Genomic DNA, 16,354 nt, shown 5'->3' on the forward strand with positions numbered 1-16,354 from the left:
TTTCTCTCCGGGGGCGATACTGCCCCCATGAATACGAACTCTGTTTTTTGGCAACCGAAGCTCAAAAACCCCGGCACGATTGTCGAGGGTGCTGACGATATTGCCCAGGCCATCAGCATTATTCTGCGCACACCACGCGGCAGCGACCCGCATCGGCCTGAGTTCGGCAGCAATCTCTATCTCTACATCGATTACCCAATCGACAGAGCAATACCGCATGTTGTCCGCGAATCCGTCGAAGCTATCACACGGTGGGAGCCGCGTTGCAAGCTGCTTGCTGTAAAACCGACTGTGGACGGTGAACACCTGACGCTGCGCGTGCAGTGGCAAACCACGACAGGTACTGATACTGCAACGGAGATTCTATGGCGGTAACGACAGAGCCGGTTTTCATCGAACGTGATGCGGACGCCATCACCGCCGAGATGATTGCGAAGTATGAAGCAGACAGCGGCAAAACACTCTACCCGGCACAAGCCGAACGGCTGTTACTGGACATTATCGCGTACCGTGAAATGTTGTTGCGCAGTGCCATTCAGAATGCTGCAAAGCAGAACCTGGTGCGGTATGCCGACGCACCAATGCTGGATTATCTGGGCGAGCTGGTTGGCACATACCGACTGTCGGCCATCGCTGCGATTATTAAGCAGTTGCTATTTACAGTTGAAACAGCGCTGCTGACAGATGTGCTCATTCCAGCTGGAACTCGCGTCAGCGCGTCTGACAGCGTGATATTTGCGACTGACACTGACGCTGTGCTGAGAGCTGGCCAGCTCTCGGTCACTGTATCTGCAACATGCACGGAAGCCGGAACTGTCGGCAATGGCTGGCAACCGGCACAAGTCAGCACACTGCTTGATGAAGTGGATGATGTGGATTTCACTGTCAAAAACCTGACTGCAAGCAGTGGTGGGTCAGATGACGAGTCTAATGATCATCTGCGTGAACGCATCATGCTAGCCCCGGAGGCGTTCAGCACTGCCGGGTCGCGGCTTGCCTATCGTTATCACGCCATGAGTGCGCACCCTGATATCGTTGATGTCGCTGTGGTTTCGCCTGTTCCTGGCACAGTTGCGTTATATCCGCTGATGTCATCCGGTGTGCCATCTGCCGCGGTTATCGCTCTGGTAGAGAGCATTTGCTCTGACGAAAAAGTGCGTCCACTCACCGACACGGTTTCTGTTGCCGCTCCTGTGTCTGTCAATTACGAAATCCGAGCCTCGCTTGTTATTCGGCGCGGCGAACTGGCAGACACAGTGAAAACGGCAGCAGAAAGCGCAGTAACCGCGTGGGCAGCAACGAAAAGCGCAACGCTGGGTAACGACATCGTGCTCAGTCAGTTGATCGCGGCGTTATCAGTATCTGGGGTATATGACGTTGTAGTTGCGTCACCTGTCGCATCGTTGGCCGTCGCAGAATATGAATGGGCCAACTGTACAAGCATCACGATTAACGTCGGCGGGGTATCTGATGACTGACATGCAACTACCGCCAGTCATTGCATCTGACGTCAGTTTGTCGGCGCTTGCAAATCTCACAAGCCGATTTGATGACCTGGGTCTCGATGCCCTCATGGTGTATCTGGTCGATATCGTTAATGAGAGTGCGCTGGATGCACTGGCCGATCAGTTCTCGCTGAAGGGGGATGGCTGGGAGCTGGCGGAATCAGATGATGCGCGACGGGCGATGATCAAGACAGCTATCGAACTGCACCGTTACAAGGGAACACCCTGGGCGATACGCCAGGTTTTTCGTAGCCTCGGATTCGGCGAGGTCGAGCTGATAGAACACATTGGCAGGCTGAATTACGACGGCCAGCGCAATTACAACGGGATGATGGTGTATGGCGATTCTTCTGCGTGGCCAATTTATCGCGTCATTATGAGTCAGCCAATCACGAACGACCAGGCACAGCAACTCAGAAACACGCTCAACATGATTGCTCCGGCCCGCTGCAAGCTGGCCAGCATCGAATATACAGCAGCCCCAATCCGCTACAACAACAGTGCCAATCACGATAACAGCTACAACTACGGGAGCGCATGATGGCAGAGTTAACAGAAAAGACAGAGTGGGTAGATGGCATCTATCAGATTGAAACCTCCGACCCCGTCATGGGTGGGCCTGGGGGGATTTCTAACCGTCAAGCCAATCAACTGGCAAACAGGACTGCATACCTGAAACAGCAGCAAGAGCAAACAGGAAATGCGCTGACTCAACATGCAACAGCGGCGAATCCACATCCGCAGTATGCGCCGCTAGCTAGCCCTGCATTAACAGGGGTGCCGACTGCGCCGACTGCTGCCGTCGGTACAAATACCACGCAATTGGCGACAACGGCGTTTGTCTCTACTGCAACGGCGAATGGTCTGGCTCAAAAAATCGATCTCGCTGAGATTGTGGGTATCCCGCTGCCCTGGGCACAAGCGACCGCTCCAGTCGGCTGGCTGAAATGCAACGGTCAGGCGTTTGATAAAGTCGTGTACCCACGGCTGGCACAGGTCTACCCGTCAGGTGTATTGCCGGATTTACGTGGCGAGTTTATTCGCGGCTGGGATGATGGGCGCGGGGTTAATCCGATACAACCGCTGCTCGCATTCGCAGAGTCCCGATTAGCTGTGCATACGCATGAAATGCCAACGGCCCGGATGGCCGTCGGCGTAGATGGCGTGTCATCAACTTGGGTCGTCGTTGAGAACGACGTGTCGCCAACAAAAGTGTCAACAAAGCAGCAGTCCGGAGGAACTGGAGAAACCGCGCCGCGATGCGTCGCATTTAACTACATAGTGAGAGCTGCATAATGAGTGAGAAATATTCTGTTGCTGTACAAAGTGCCCAACTGGGCAAAAATGGGCTTGCTGAACGTGCTGGTTGGCTGACTGTTTACCATGTTGACCCATTGACGCGCGAGTATACGGGTGCGAGCTATGAATATCTGATGACTGGTACGGGTCTACCCGCAGACAGTTATGCAGACGCCCCTACGTTGCCGTCAGAAGGACAGGCGCTACGGCGTAGTGTTGACGGGACGAGCTGGGAGCATGTGCCGGATTATCGTGGACAGACCGTCTACCGCACTGCAGACGGCAGCGCACAGATGGTGCAGAATATCGGTGCGCTGCCGGACGACATTACTGCTCAGGCACCGGCTACTGCGTTTGATGTGTGGGATGGCACACAATGGGTTACTGACATCGACGCTCAAAAAGCAGCAGCAAAGAAGGTTGTGCAGCAAGAGCTGGATAAACGTAAGTCTGTGGCAAGCAGCAGAATCGCTGAGCTGACATATGCGGCAAACCTCGGCATTGCAACAACTGACGAAGAGGCTGCACTGAAAGCGTGGCAAACGTATCTGGTCATGCTAAGCCGTGTTGATGTTTCAGATGCTGAAATAACATGGCCTGACATCCAAACTAACTGAAATTTTATTTCAATATTTGAAAATAAACGCGGCAAGATTTATCGCGCATCTGATGACTGATTTATCGCGCCGCGCATCATAAAAATAAACTACACGGTCTGTGCTGTATTACCCGAAGTCACAATAGCAATACAGACAACGTCGGCCGCCATCCGAGGCGGCCGACCCGAGAGCGAACGCCGTTAAGACACCGTGGTTCGATACGCCGCTTGCGGTGCACTACGTGTACCCGATAGCGTGAAGGCGGAGATCAGCGTCACCGTCAGGGCAATCGCCCCAAGGATCAGATAGGTGTGCTGGAAACCAATGCGGTCATACAGATTTCCAGCCATCGCCGACAGGAAAATCGCTGCCGATTGCTTGGCGAACTGAAAACCAATCAGGTAGATGGTGGCAGACAGCCGGGTGTCAAAGGTGGTGGTGATATATTTGAACGCCCCCACCAGCAGGAACGGGACTTCCAGCGCATGCAGCATTTTCAGCGCCACCACTTCCACCACACTGGTCGCAAACGCCGACCCGACGATACGCACCGTCATAATAATCCCCGCCACCAGCAGCGTGTTTTTAGCACCGATGCGATTGATGATCCACGGCGAGCAAAACATGATGACCGCATTCGCCAGTTCGCCCAGCGTGGTGGCAAAACCAAACACTTCATTGCCCTGCTGCGGTGTAGCGAAAAACGATTTAAAGAAATTGGCGAACTGTTGGTCAAACACATCGTACACGCAAGCGACGCCCACCACGTACAAGATGAACATCCACAGTTTGCGATCGCCGAACACCCGGCCTGTCATTTTTAGCGTGACTTGTGGCTGATTAGCACCTAATGCGTCCATCACCTTCGCTGTCGGGTGAGCTTCCGGTCGGGCTATCAGCAGCAACACCAGCAGCAGCACCGCCGCACCCGACCCCATCCAAAACACCAGTTCCGGGTTAACGTTAAACAGGATACCCGCGGTGGAGGCACACAATCCCCATCCCAGGCAGCCAAACATGCGCGCCTTGCCGTACTCAAAACCGCTCTGACGACTGACGCGCTCGATGTAGGCTTCCACCGCCGCTGAGCCCGCGGAAAACACCAGCCCGATGTAAACACCGCCCGCGACCGCCCCTAACAGGCTATTCACCTTTAGCAGCGGCGCAAACACATACAGAAAGAACGGTGCAAACAAAAACAGCAGGATGGCGATGACCCACAGCAGGTGTTTTTTCAATCCCAGCCGGTCGGACAGTACGCCCATCAACGGCTGGAACAGAATGGCGAACAGTGAAATGGCGGAGAACACCACGCCAGTCTGGGTTTTGTTCAGACCAATCACCTCCGCCAGCCAAACCGGCAGAAACGGGAAACAGGTCGCCATGATGAAAAAATACAGAAAGAAGAACAGGCCAAAAATCCAGAAATTACGATTATGTTTATGTGTTGTCGTATGTAGGGTCGGTTGACTGATGTCCATATGTATATCCTTAAAAAAGGCCAGTCGAGGGAGAGGCAGCCCTCTCCCGCTGTATTACAGACGTTCTAATTCCAGTAACAGCGCCGTTTCCGGGTTAAGAATGGGCAGACGCAACCCGGCTTTCATCAACCATTCGCCGCTATATTGCGCCGGTGCCGCCATCCAGGACGGTAACTGACGCATGGTGCTACCACCTTCGATAACCGGCTTCAGGTCTGGGTGGTCCACCACGGTTAATCGATAATGGGCCTGCGCATCCAGCCCGGGAAAATGCAGCACCCCGGCCAGCGCGTAATCTGGCATGGCCAGTTGCGCGACCAGAAACAGCGCCTGACGCCTATCCTCGCTGACAACCCCTTGCACCTGCGTGGTGGCATCCGGCATGTCGACCCGCCACAGGCAACCGGTGTGCAATAGCGTGCGGTACTGGCGGTGCAACGCCACGTAATGGCGAAAACCAGCCTGCTCCTGCGCGTCGGCACGTACCGGATCCAGCTCGATACCCATGTGACCAAACAACGCCGTCAGGCCACGAAAGGCAATACTGTGCTGACGCCCGGTGGCGTGACAGCGGTGGTGGCCGATGTGTGCGCCCATCACTTCGGGTGGGAAGAAGTAACTCATACCACGCTGAATCGTCTGCCGCTCCAGCGCATCGTTATTGTCGGAAGCCCAGAAGCGGTGGCTACGCCGCAGCACCTCGTAGTCAATACGCCCACCGCCAGAGGCACAGGACTCAAACTCCACCTGCGGGAAGCTCTCGCCCAGAACATCGAGCAGATGATAAAACGCCTTCGTCTGGCGATCGGCGGCCGCCCGCCCCTGGTGGGCCGGTTGCACCAGCTCGCGGTTCATGTCCCACTTCACGTAGTCGATAGGGTGTTCACCCAGCAACCAGCTCAGGCGCGCCAGCAGATAATCGAATACCTCAGGGTTCGCCAGATCGAGCGCATACTGATAACGCCCGGTCGGCTGCTCGTAACCGGGCACGGCCAGCAACCAATCCGGGTGCGCGCGATACAGCTCGGAATTCGGGTTGACCATTTCCGGCTCCACCCAGATACCGAACTCCATGCCGAGTGAGCGCACATGGTTTATCACCGGCATCAGCCCTTGCGGGTATTTTTCCGCGTCCACGTACCAGTCGCCGAGGGCCGCACGGTCATGGTCACGCCCGCGAAACCAGCCGTCATCGATAATAAAACGCTCAACACCCAGCGCAGCGGCCTGCGTTGCCATCTGCATGATGTAATCCGGGTCGTGTTTAAAATAGATACCTTCCCAGGTATTGAGGTGCACCGGGCGGGCGTTGGCGCGAGGAAAGCGGATAACGTCCTGACGCAAAAAGCGGTGAAACTGTTGGCTCATACCGTTGAGCCCCTGCTCAGAACAAGCAGCGTACAGCCACGGCGTGGTCAGGGATTCCCCCTGCGCCAGCGCGATTTCGCCGGGCAGATACAGCGCTTCCGCCTGCACCAGCCGTCGCCCATCGGTTTTCACTTCCGCGCGCAACCGATGGTTGCCGCTCCAGCCGAGGTGTGCGCCCCATACCCGGCCCTGCTGCTCGGAAAATCCCGGCTCGCCGCTCACCATCGCCGGGAAATACTCATGCGAGGTGCGCCCACGGCGGTTTTCCTGAACCAGACTGCCGTGCGCGAGTCGCGTGCGATGTGGCTGAAACTCCCGCACCCAGCGCCCGTGAAACGCCATCACCTCCGCCGCCGATTCCGGCAACGGCAGCGTGACCGCCAGCCGCTGTACCTGCCAGTCACCTGGATGCAGGTTGGTCAGACAATGACGCAGTTGCAACACCCCGCTGTCAGCATGCAGCTTGAATTCGCTGGTCAGGCGCAAGCCCGCCTGACGGTCTTCTGCGTCAATAATCAGGTGTTGCGGACTCGGCTGTTCTACCGCCACGGTAGTCAACACCGCAAAGGCGTCAAGACCGTTGCGATGCCCTTCAACGCCCGGCGAGCCAAATAACCCACGCCCGGTTTCCGCTGCCAGTGTCACCAGCACATCCACATCCAGTCGGCCGTTCGCTACCGGCCGTGACAGACTCTGAACATCCTGTGGCGAAAACGTCGCCAGATGCGGCCCCCAATACAGTATTTCTGCCGCCGGTCGGCAGCGCACAATCACATCCGTCACCGAACTGGTCAAACGAATTAGCGTCGTTTCCATCCTCATCCTCCTGAATGGTTGATGAGGTTAGTTGTATTCCGAAACGTTTCGGATAAAAACCGAAACGTTTCGGTTTTGTGATCGGGTTAAAAAACGAACGCAGCAACGGTGGTGAAAAACGATGGTGAAACCGGCGGACGCAGGTGGGTTATTTCGTTGCTGGCGGTGGGTTATCCGTCTGTCCGGCGCGCAACTGTGGTTGCCATAACACCTGTAGTGAGGAGAGGGCTTCCCCCATCAGCAAACGCGACACCATATGGGCTATCTGCTGGCCCACCTGCGAACGGGTAGCCTGCGTGATGGCAGTGACCGGTATCTCCAGCAATGAGTCAGCTGGCAGGCCGTCATAGACTATCAACGATACCGCGCGATCCCCTTGCAGACGGCCGCTGTCGCGCAACGCCAGCGCAGCCCCTTCCCCTTGCGTGCTGCCATCGATAACGATAGCGGTCGGTGGCTGCGGCAACGCCAGCCATTGCAACGTTGCCTGATACCCCTCCCGGCGTGATGGTGCCACCTGCCGCAACAACGCATCACGCGGGGCGATACCGGCTGCCGCCAACGCCTCCAGATAGCCAGCACGGCGTTGGGCGATAAAGGATTGCGGATGATGTTCGCCAAGAAAGGCGATGTGACGGTGACCGAGCGAGATCAAATGCCGGGTGGCGAGCGCCGCACCAGCCTGACTGTCAAAATCGAACCAGGCATAAGGCAATGGCAGATCACTGCGCCCGAGCGCCAAAAACGGAAAGCCGACCGATTGCAGGTATTGCAGTCGAGGGTCTTGTTGCAACGTATGCGCGACGATCAACGCATCCACCCGGCGGCTTTCTATCATGCGTAAAAACGCATGGTGATCGGCCTGCTCCTTGTCGGCAATCAACAGCAGATCAATCTCCTGCTTCGCCAGCTCGTGGCTGATTTCCGCCACCATCTCCATAAAAGTGGTGTTACTGAGCGGTGCGGGCTGCATCGGAAACACCAGCCCCACGGCGTCAATACGCCCCATTTTCAGTCGGCGGGCAAACGTATTGGGCCGATAGCCGAGGCGTCGCGCTTCATCTTCCACCCGCAGGCGCGTTTGCGCTGCCACGTCATCATAGCCATTGAGCGCGCGGCTGACGGTGGTGACCGATAATCCCAGCGTTTTTGCAATCTGTTTCAGTGACATGGCGCATCATTCACCCTGAATTCTATTACGGGCCAGACTACCACAAATCACGGCAAGGGGGGATGCGAGAGGCGGTTGACAAACAGCTGGATGTTTTGCGAACAGGCTGGCGATTCCCGCACCGAACGGGAACCGCCAGCAGGAAGCCTTATTTCTTGGCTTTGTCGGCTTCGTTGGCTTTATCAATCACCATGCGCGCCCAGCGCGGGTGGTGTTTCAGCGCCCACTTCTCCGAGACCTTGCCTTCGATCATGCCTTTGATCGAACCACGCACCCAGAACGCCATGTACAGGTGAATCAAAATGGCGTGGATCAGCACAATGGCGGCGGTGGCGTGCAACAAAATGGCATAACGCACCAGGTCTATCGGGAACAAATGGGCGAAGTACGGCCGCCACATGATGACACCGGTAATCAGCAGCACCAGCGTTAACCCCATAATGCTCCAGAACATCAGTTTCTGGCCGGGGTTGTATTTACCCACATCCGCCACTTCATGCTCGTTGCCCTTGAGTACCTCAATGATATTCAGGAACCACGGCACATCCTGACGTTTCGGGATGTTATGACCGACAAAACGGATAAACATCGGCACCAGACACACCACAATCAAAATACCGAAAAACGGGTGCATGATGCGCCCCATCTGCGGCGTACCGAAGGTTTGCGTCAGCCATTGCAGCGTCGGGAAAAACAGCGCGATCCCCGACAGCGCCACCAGAAAGAAACTGATCACCACAATCCAGTGGCAAACACGGTCGGCGAACTTCGTGCGCACAATCATTTTTGGGTTACTCATGCTTATCGTCTCCTTCATGCGCCTGTTCTTTATCCGAATGTGCGTCATCCGAATGTGCTATCTCCTCCGTGTTCGGGCCAATACCGATGTAGTGGAACATCAACCCGGCGAAAGTAGCGACAAAGCCCAGCGTGGATAACGGCTTGAGAATGCCTTTCCACAGGTTCACTGGCGTCGAGATTTTCGGATTATCCGGCAGGTTGTGGTACAGCGACGGTTTATCCGCATGATGCAACACATACATCACGTGCGTACCGCCAACACCCTCGGGGTCATACAGACCGGCGTTGGCGTAACCGCGTTTTTTCAGATGCGCGATACGCTCAGCCGCCACGTTCTTCATTTCTTCTTTGGTACCGAAATGAATCGCGCCGGTCGGGCAGGTTTTCACGCAAGCCGGTTCCTGACCAGTGCTGACACGATCGACACACAGCGTACATTTGTAGACGCGGTTATCCTGCTTGTTTAAGCGCGGAATATTGAACGGACACCCGGCGATACAGTACCCACAGCCGATGCAGTGTTCAGACTGAAAATCGACGATACCGTTGGCGTACTGAATAATGGCACCGGCTGACGGGCAGGCTTTCAGGCAACCCGGCTCGGCACAGTGCATACAGCCGTCCTTGCGGATCAACCATTCCAGACGGTCTTCACTCTCCACTTCAGAAAAGCGCATCACCGTCCAGGATTTCGCGCTCAGATCGGTAGGATTGTCGTATACCCCCACGTTGTGACCGACGTCATCACGGATGTCGTTCCACTCGGAACAGGCCGCCTGACAGGCTTTACAGCCGATACAGGTGGTGACATCGATAAGTTTGGCGACTTCGCTTTTATCATCCCGAACCTGTGGCGGCGGCGTCAGGCTACTGGTGGCCGAACGCTGGATAATATCCTGAGATTGCATTGACATAACGTTTTACCCTTACACCTTTTCCACATTGACCAGGAACGCCTTGTATTCCGGCGTTTGCGAGTTGGCATCGCCGACGCTGGGCGTCAGGGTATTCGCCAGGAATCCCTTGCGTGTCGTCCCTTCGAATCCCCAGTGACAGGGAATGCCGACGGTTTCAATCGCTTTCCCGGCCACGGTCAATGTTTTGATACGTTTGGTCACCACCGCTTTGGCTTTGATGTAACCACGCTGGCAGGAGACCTTCACCATATCGCCCGCCTGAATTCCTTTGCTTTTCGCCAGGTTCTCACCGATTTCGACAAACTGCTCCGGTTGGATGATCGCATTCATACGTGCATGCTTGGTCCAGTGACGGAACAGCTCGGTAATGGAATAGGTGGTGGCGACATACGGGAAATCGCTCGCCTTGCCCATGGTTTTGGCATCACGCGCAAACAGGCGGGTCGCCGGGTTCGATACCACCGCCGGGTGCAGCGGGTTGGTGCCGATCGGACTTTCTATCGGTTCGTAGTGTTCCGGGAACGGGCCATCCGCCAGCTTATCCATTGAGAACAGCCGGGCGACGCCTTCCGGCAACATGATAAACGGCATGGTGTCTTTGCCCGGCGCTACCGTGGCAGCAAAGTCTGGCACGTCGATGCCTTTCCATTTCTGGCCGGTCCATTCCAGCAGTTTGCGTTTGCTGTCCCAGGGTTTGCCCTGCAAATCCGCTGAGGCGCGGTTATACAAAATGCGGCGGTTTTGCGGCCAACACCACGCCCAACCCGGCGTACACCCCAGCCCGACATCGGTATTGTCGCGGTTCGCCATCTGGTTACCGGCTTCGGTCCAGCTCCCGGCGTAAATCCAGCAGAAGCTGGCGGTAGTGCCGTCGTCACGTAACTGCGAGAAGTCCGCCAGTTGCTGGCCTTTTTTCAACAGCAGATTGCCTTTCTCGTCGAACACATCCGCCAGCGCCATCCCGTTGGATTCACGGGCGATCTCTTCCGGCGTCGGGTCTTCCGGGTCCTGATAGTTCCAGTTGATGTTCAGCACCGGTTCCGGGCACACACCGCCCTCTTCCCGGTACAGTTCACGCAGGCGCGTCATCAGGCGACCGAGGATCTTCGCGTCGTGCAGCGCTTCAGCCGGTGGCTCGGCCGCCGCCCAGTGCCATTGCAGCCAGCGCCCGGAGTTGGCGATAGAACCGTTTTCTTCAGCAAAACAGCTCGATGGCAGACGGAACACTTCAGTCTGAATCTCCGCCGAATTCACGTCATTAAATTCACCGTGGTTTTGCCAGAAGGTGGAGGTTTCGGTCGCCAGCGGGTCGATCACCACCATGTATTTCAGTTTCGATAACGCGGCGGTAGCCTTGTTCTTGTTGGAGAACGCCGCCAGCGGGTTGAAGCCCTGAACGATGTAGCCGTTCATTTTGCCGTCCAGCATCAGTTCGGTTTGGGCCATGACGTCATAGCTGCGGTCCCACTTCGGCAGCCAGTCATAACCCCAGTTGTTGGAGGCCTGCGCGTTATCCCCCCAGAAGCTCTTCATCATGCTGATGAAAAACTTCGGCGTATTCTTCCAGTAGTTAACCTGATCCGCCAACAGCGCATCCGGTGTTATCTGGCTGAGGTAGGTTTTCAGGTCACCCTGTTTTTCGGACGGCAACGGCATGTAACCCGGCAGGTTGAGGCTCAGCAGCCCCAGGTCGGTATACCCCTGAATGTTGGAGTGACCACGCAGCGCATTGATGCCGCCGCCCGCCATACCGATGTTGCCGAGCAGCAGTTGGATCATGGCCGCCGAGCGGATGATCTGTGCGCCGTTGGTGTGATGCGTCCAGCCCAGTGCGTACATGAAAGTCGCGGTTTTGTTCGGCACGCAGGTGCTGGCCAGCGACTGGCAAATCTCTTCATAGGCTTTCGCCGGTGTGCCGCACAGCGAGGTCACCATCTCCGGCGTGTAACGGGAAACATGTTTTTTCAGCAGGTTCCACACGCAACGCGGATGACTTAAGGTCATGTCCCGTTTGGCGAAACCGTCCGCCCCCAGCTCGTACTGCCAACTGCTCTTGTCGTACTGGTGCGTCTGGCTGTTATAACCACTGAACAGCCCCTCGTCGAAGCTGAAATCCTCACGCACGATCAGGCTGGCGTTGGTGTAAGACTTCACATACTCGTGGTGAATCTTGTCGTGGGTTATCAGGTAGTTGACGACACCGAGCAGGAAAGCGGCATCCGACCCGGCGCGGATCGGCGCATACAGGTCAGCAACGGCGGCAGAACGGTTAAAACGTGGGTCAACCACAATCAGTTTGGCGTCATTGTGGGTTTTGGCTTCCACCGCCCATTTGAAGCCAACCGGATGTGCTTCCGCTGCGTTGCCACCCATCACGATGATCACGTTGGCGTTTTTAATGTCCACCCAGTTGTTGGTCATCGCCCCTCGGCCGAAAGTCGGTGCCAGCGCGGCAACGGTCGGCCCGTGGCACAGGCGCGCCTGGCAATCGATAGCCACCATCCCCAACGAACGGGCAAACTTCTGGTCGAGAATACCGGTTTCATTACTGGCGGCAGACGAGCACAGCATCCCGGTAGTCAGCCAGCGGTTGACCAGCGTGCCTTTAGCGTTAACACGCTCGAAGTTGGCATCACGATCTTTTTTCATCAGCCGGGCGATACGGTCGATCGCCTCATCCCAACTGATACGCTGCCATTTGTCTGAACCCGGCGCACGGTATTCCGGGTATTTCAGGCGTCCTTCGCTGTGGATGTAATCCACCAGACCGGCACCTTTCGGGCACAACGAACCACGGCTGACCGGGTGATCCGGGTCCCCTTCGATGTGAAAGATGGCGGGTTTGGCGTTTTTTGCCCCGTCGCCCAGGCTGTACATCAGCAGTCCGCAGCCCACAGAGCAATACGTGCAGTTATTGCGGGTTTCCTTCGCCCGCAACAGTTTGTACTGGCGGACCGAGGCCATCGCCTCCGTGGGTGTAAACCCTAAAACAGCGAGTGTAGTCCCTGCCATTCCCCCGGCGCAGACTTTAAAAAAGCCCCTTCGATTAACTTGCATGTTTTTCCCTATCATTTTATGTGTCTTTTTTGTTGCGGGGGAATCTAACAACACGCCACGAGGAGATTTTGAGCAAAATCAAGAATTACGGTTTTAATAGTACATTCACCCCCTTTATGGGTATTTATGCTCAGAGTTTCGCTATGCATGTAAATACATAGCGATATCCGCCAGTTGTCATGTCTCGTTGTGTCAGCCTCATTTCATTCCGGCAACCTGCCGTTACCGAGACATTAACAACCCAACACAATAACGAGCAGACGAATCAATCGATGCGGTGTCGTGTTGCAACATGTCGGCAACACCATAAAAGCAAGGTGATGAAAGCGGATAATGGAAGCGAACGTGAAAGCGGGGTCATGCCGGACACACCGGCATTAAAAATGGCCCGCATCAATGCGGGCCAGCATGATCAAACAGCTTGTACCGGAATACGCTTTCCTGCCGCCGGGTCTGCCGGTGCAGCAAAGTTCAAATAGCGGTAAATATCCGACGCAGACTGGGGCAGAACCGCCACCTGCTGCAAATACTCCGCCGCCGTAGGCAACCGACCCAGTATCGCCGCTACCGTACTCAGCTCAGCCGATGCCAGATAAACGCTGGCGTCTGTCCCCAGACGATGCGGGAAATTACGCGTCGAGGTGGAAACCACATGGCTACCGGCTTTCACGCGGGCCTGATTCCCCATACATAGCGAACATCCAGCCGGTTCAATACGTACGCCTGATTTAATGAACTGGCTAAAATAGCCCTCATCGCTGAGTTGGTGGGCATCCATGCGTGTGGGCGGCGCCAGCCAAAGCCGGGCGGCGATATCCCCTTGATGTTGCGACATCAGTTTACCTGCCGCACGGAAATGTCCAATATTGGTCATGCATGAACCGATGAACACTTCATCAATGCGGTTTCCTGCCACGTCGGAGAGGGTTTTCACATCATCCGGGTCATTGGGAACGCACAGAATCGGCTCGTTGATGGTTGCCAGATCGATCTCAATGACTGCGGCATATTCAGCGTCGGCGTCGGCTTCCAGCAACTGAGGGTCATCCAGCCACTGTTCCATGCGCTCAACGCGCCGTGCCAGCGTCTGTGCATCCTGATATCCCTCTTCTATCATGGTGCGCAGCAACGCCACATTCGAGCGCAAATAGGTTTCCACTTCCGTCTGTTCGAGCTTGATGGTACAGGCCGCCGCCGAGCGCTCAGCCGAAGCATCCGCCAGTTCAAATGCCTGCTCGACGCTCAATCCGGCCAGACCTTCAATTTCCAGAATACGGCCAGAGAAGATGTTCTTCTTACCCTGCTTGGCCACAGTCAACAACCCTTGCTGGATAGCAAAGTAAGGGATGGCATGGACCAGGTCACGCAGCGTAATGCCCGGCTGCATCTGTCCTTTAAAGCGCACCAGTACCGACTCTGGCATATCCAGCGGCATGATGCCGGTTGCCGCCGCGAACGCCACCAGCCCTGAACCGCCGGGGAAAGACAAACCAATCGGGAAGCGGGTGTGGGAATCAGCACCGGTACCGACGGTATCGGGCACCAGCATTCGGTTGAGCCAGGAGTGAATGATGCCATCACCCGGACGCAACGATACCCCATTACGCTGGGTGATAAAATCCGGCAGGGTCTTATGCAGATTGACGTCAACCGGTTTCGGGTAAGCCGACGTGTGGCAGAACGACTGCATCACCAGATCGGCAGAGAATTGCAGACAGGCCAAATCTTTCAGCTCATCACGTGTCATGCCGCCAGTGGTATCCTGCGAGCCCACCGTGGTCATGCGCGGCTCGCAATACTGCCCCGGACGAACACCGGCAACGCCACACGCCTTACCCACGATTTTCTGCGCCAGCGTATAGCCGCGTGATGACTCGGCAGGTGCCTGAGGCAGACGGAATGCCGTGCTTGCAGCCAGCCCCAGCGACTGACGGGCACGTGCAGTCAGGCTGCGGCCAACGATCAGCGCAATACGTCCGCCCGCGTGCACTTCATCCAGCAGCACGTCGGTTTTCAGGCTAAAGCGGGTGATCAGGGTATTGTCGTCATGGCGACGCACTTCACCCTGATAGGGATACACATCGATCACATCACCCGTCGACAGCGCGGTCACATCCATCTCGATTGGCAGCGCACCGGAGTCTTCCAGTGTGTTAAAGAAAATCGGCGCGATTTTCCCGGCCAGCACCACCCCACCGGCACGTTTATTCGGTACGAACGGAATATCCTGCCCGATATGCCACAGAATCGAGTTAGTGGCAGATTTACGTGACGAACCGGTGCCTACCACATCACCGACATACACCAGCGGATGCCCCTGCGCTTTCAGGGCTTGCATCTGCGCCACCGGGCCGATAGACCCCGGCTTATCCGGCGTGACACCATCACGAGGCACGCTCAGCATGCACAGCGCATGCAGCGGGATATCCGGGCGTGACCAAGCCTCCGGTGCCGGAGACAAGTCATCGGTGTTGGTTTCACCCGCCACTTTGAATACCGTCAGCGTGATTTTTTCCGCCAGTGCCGGACGAGCGCTAAACCATTCGGCCTCGGCCCAGGACTGTAATACCCGCCGTGCAGCGGCATTCCCCTGCCCGGCTTTCTTTTCAATCTCACCAAAATAATCAAATATCAGCAGCGTATGGCTGAGCGCCTTTACCGCTTCTTCGGCTAACACATTATTATCGAGCGCATCAATTAATGGCTGAATATTATAGCCACCCTGCATCGTCGCCAATAAACGCACAGCGGCAATCGGAGAAATTGCCGCAAGAGTTAGCTCACCACGTACTATTTTCCCCAGAAAGTCGGCTTTCACTTGTGCCGCATCATCAACGCCGGGGGAAATATGGTATGTCAGCAGGTCAAGCCACGCTGGAATATCGCCAGATGACTGATTTTCGCTGGCAGATAATTGATCAACCAGATCTGTCGCCTGCTGTGCAGTTAACGGCTTGGGCGGAATACCCATTTCACGTCGCTCTGCAATATGGGCATTATACTGTTCTAACATGACAACTCCTCTTACCATGCAATGGTAATTAATGCGTAATTAACGCCAAAATAAAAACAGGTTTTATACCCTAAATAATTCAAGTTGCAGGACAACACGCTCGCGTGAAGTATGACGGTTATAGATCAGAGGATTAAAATCAGCGTGCGTCAAACCAGCCATGTAGCATGTCGTCGATACGCCCTACCACCGCCGTCAGCGTATGGCGCTGGCTACGGGAACAGTGATGAGCCGGTTCATCACACAGCAGACACCGACGAGGCTCGTGCGCCAGCAACGTTCGACTCACCGACCCGTCCTTCGGGCAGAACACGTCAAAATCCCACA

General features: G+C 55.9%; 13 protein-coding genes. 5 read left to right on the forward strand and 8 right to left on the reverse strand.

Features of this window, described 5'->3' with window-relative positions; translation table 11 throughout:
• Positions 1-27: 27 nt before the first annotated feature.
• Genes FAZ14_RS11850 through FAZ14_RS11870 form a run of 5 tightly spaced genes read left to right on the forward strand, consistent with a single transcriptional unit; the run spans position 28 to position 3,421 of the window.
• Positions 28-375: a GPW/gp25 family protein gene (locus FAZ14_RS11850; RefSeq protein WP_016941518.1), complete on the forward strand. Its 348-nt coding sequence runs from the start codon at positions 28-30 to the stop codon at positions 373-375.
• The gene (locus tag FAZ14_RS11855; protein ID WP_016941519.1) at positions 366-1,478 is read left to right on the forward strand and encodes a baseplate assembly protein; all 1,113 of its coding nucleotides are present in this window, start codon (positions 366-368) and stop codon (positions 1,476-1,478) included. The genes FAZ14_RS11850 and FAZ14_RS11855 overlap by 10 nt, the downstream gene beginning before the upstream one ends.
• Entirely contained in the window at positions 1,471-2,046 is a 576-nt protein-coding gene (locus FAZ14_RS11860; RefSeq protein WP_016941520.1) for a phage tail protein, read from the forward strand. The genes FAZ14_RS11855 and FAZ14_RS11860 overlap by 8 nt, the downstream gene beginning before the upstream one ends.
• The gene (locus tag FAZ14_RS11865; RefSeq protein WP_016941521.1) at positions 2,046-2,801 is read left to right on the forward strand and encodes a phage tail protein; all 756 of its coding nucleotides are present in this window, start codon (positions 2,046-2,048) and stop codon (positions 2,799-2,801) included. The genes FAZ14_RS11860 and FAZ14_RS11865 overlap by 1 nt, the downstream gene beginning before the upstream one ends.
• Entirely contained in the window at positions 2,801-3,421 is a 621-nt protein-coding gene (locus FAZ14_RS11870) for a tail fiber assembly protein (RefSeq protein WP_153508591.1), read from the forward strand. Before FAZ14_RS11865 ends, FAZ14_RS11870 begins: the two co-directional genes overlap by 1 nt.
• Positions 3,422-3,603: 182 nt before the next feature.
• On the opposite strand, the gene FAZ14_RS11875 is transcribed toward FAZ14_RS11870, so the two are convergent.
• From FAZ14_RS11875 to FAZ14_RS11910, 8 genes are all read right to left on the reverse strand, one after another.
• The gene (locus FAZ14_RS11875; protein WP_153508592.1) at positions 3,604-4,884 is read right to left on the reverse strand and encodes an MFS transporter; all 1,281 of its coding nucleotides are present in this window, start codon (positions 4,882-4,884) and stop codon (positions 3,604-3,606) included.
• Between the two features lie 54 nt (positions 4,885-4,938).
• Positions 4,939-7,068, reverse strand: coding sequence for an alpha-galactosidase (locus FAZ14_RS11880; RefSeq protein WP_153508593.1), 2,130 nt, complete (start codon positions 7,066-7,068; stop codon positions 4,939-4,941).
• Between the two features lie 148 nt (positions 7,069-7,216).
• Complete coding sequence (locus tag FAZ14_RS11885; protein ID WP_153508594.1) at positions 7,217-8,239, reverse strand: LacI family DNA-binding transcriptional regulator; 1,023 nt, start codon at positions 8,237-8,239, stop codon at positions 7,217-7,219.
• Between the two features lie 148 nt (positions 8,240-8,387).
• Positions 8,388-9,038 carry a formate dehydrogenase-N subunit gamma gene (gene fdnI / locus FAZ14_RS11890; RefSeq protein ID WP_016942695.1) on the reverse strand — a complete coding sequence of 217 codons (651 nt, stop codon included), beginning with the start codon at positions 9,036-9,038 and terminating at the stop codon, positions 8,388-8,390.
• Positions 9,031-9,954, reverse strand: a complete 924-nt coding sequence (gene fdxH / locus FAZ14_RS11895) for a formate dehydrogenase subunit beta (RefSeq protein WP_016942696.1) — start codon at positions 9,952-9,954, stop codon at positions 9,031-9,033. Before fdxH ends, fdnI begins: the two co-directional genes overlap by 8 nt.
• A gap of 12 nt (positions 9,955-9,966) precedes the next feature.
• Positions 9,967-13,014, reverse strand: a complete 3,048-nt coding sequence (fdnG, locus tag FAZ14_RS11900) for a formate dehydrogenase-N subunit alpha (protein ID WP_071602864.1) — start codon at positions 13,012-13,014, stop codon at positions 9,967-9,969.
• A gap of 412 nt (positions 13,015-13,426) precedes the next feature.
• A complete protein-coding gene (locus FAZ14_RS11905; RefSeq protein WP_153508595.1) occupies positions 13,427-16,027 on the reverse strand; it encodes a bifunctional aconitate hydratase 2/2-methylisocitrate dehydratase in 2,601 nt (866 codons plus the stop codon).
• A 139-nt stretch (positions 16,028-16,166) separates the two neighbouring features.
• Positions 16,167-16,354, reverse strand: a 188-nt coding sequence (locus tag FAZ14_RS11910) for a citrate lyase holo-[acyl-carrier protein] synthase (protein WP_194287076.1), incomplete at its 5' end; no start/stop codon positions are given.

The sequence above is a fragment of the Dickeya oryzae genome (assembly GCF_009372235.1).
Lineage (GTDB): Bacteria > Pseudomonadota > Gammaproteobacteria > Enterobacterales > Enterobacteriaceae > Dickeya > Dickeya oryzae.